This is a genomic window from Spirulina sp. 06S082 (assembly GCF_034932145.1).
In the GTDB taxonomy this organism is placed as follows: domain Bacteria; phylum Cyanobacteriota; class Cyanobacteriia; order Cyanobacteriales; family Spirulinaceae; genus CCY15215.
In genome coordinates, this window is the sequence record NZ_JAYGHV010000480.1 from 1 (window position 1) to 1,495 (window position 1,495).

Here is a 1,495-nt window from a genome sequence, read left to right on the forward strand (position 1 = left end):
CCCGGTTTTATGCCTTCAGAACAGAGTATTGGTAGGCCTGTTTTTTCTAGCGATTTATATAGTTTGGGACTGACAGCAATTTATTTATTAACCGGAAAAGTCCCCCAAGCATTAACAACTGATCCCTTAACGGGAGAAATTGTTTGGCGAGAATTGGCTTTAAATATCAGTCCGAGTTTGGGGGATATTTTAGATAAAACCGTAAAATCTCATGCTCGCGATCGCTTTTCTACAGCCAGAGAAATGCTGGCTGCGCTACAATCTGGAAATGTTCCGATTTCTCCCACTGTAACATCTGTTCCTCCTGCTCAATCCCTCCCTCAAACTGTGGTTGCAACTCCGACATATTCCAATCCAAGCAACAATAATCAATCGCCAATTATACTGGGAAGTTTGATTTTAGGAGGGTTTGCTTGTGTGGGAGTTGTTTTGGGTTTAGTTTTAACTCGTCCCCCGCGATCGGAATCTCCTACGTCTAAAATTAATGAAGAACAAGAAACGGTCACGCCTCCATCGGAATTTTCATCTATTGAAGAAGAAAATAATATTGCTACACCATCAGAGATCAACGATACTCCACTTGTTTCAGAATCACCTTCTATTCCTATAGAACCATCTCCATCATCTTCAATTTTATCTGATTCTTCTTATTCTTGGTTATCCGATCACAGAGTAACAGAAACAGATTTACAAGGAAAAAGCGCTCGAGAATTATCGATTATGCGAAATTCAATTTTTGCCCGTAAAGGAAGAATATTTCGCAGTCCAGAATTACAAAGTTTTTTTAATAGTCAACCTTGGTATCGTCCGATTTATAGTCCCGATCAATTCCCTAGCAGTTTAGTCACTCCATTGGAACAAGAAAATGCACAAATTATTTTACAATATCAAAATCAGTATGGTTTAAGATGGATTCAATAACATTACGCAATGAATTGATATGATACCTGTAGTCTTAAAAAATCGTTATCGAACCTTGCATTCCTTAAGTAGTGGAGGATTTGGAGAAACCTTTCTTGCGGAAGATATGGAATCCCCCACAAATCGTCGTTGCGTGATTAAACAACTCAAACCGATCGCGAACGATCCGCAAACCTATCAAACCGTACAAGAACGATTTCAGAGAGAAGCCGTAATTTTAGAAGATTTGGGTCACGGACATCCGCAAATTCCCGCACTTTATGCTTATTTTGAATCAGAGGGACAGTTTTATTTAGTTGAGGAATGGGTAGAAGGATCGACCTTATCGGAAAAACTACAACAATCGGGACAATTTGATGAAAATGCGGTAAAAGAACTTCTGCAAGGAATCTTACCCGTGCTGCATCATATGCACGAAAAAGGCATTATTCACCGGGATATTAAACCCGATAACATTATTCTCCGCAACCGGGATAATCAACCCGTTCTCATCGATCTGGGTGCAGTCAAAGAAACCATGAATACCACCATTGCTGCTGCCAATAATAGCACTCATTCTATTGTTATTGGCTCC

At 39.7% G+C, this 1,495-nt stretch carries 2 protein-coding genes; both read left to right on the forward strand.

Going from position 1 to position 1,495, the window contains the following annotated elements:
• On the forward strand, positions 1–921 hold a 921-nt coding region (locus VB714_RS27190; RefSeq protein WP_323228457.1), incomplete at its 5' end, for a YARHG domain-containing protein.
• Positions 922–940: 19 nt separating this feature from the next.
• Positions 941–1,495: serine/threonine-protein kinase (locus VB714_RS27195; protein WP_323228459.1), on the forward strand; the 555-nt coding region annotated here is incomplete at its 3' end.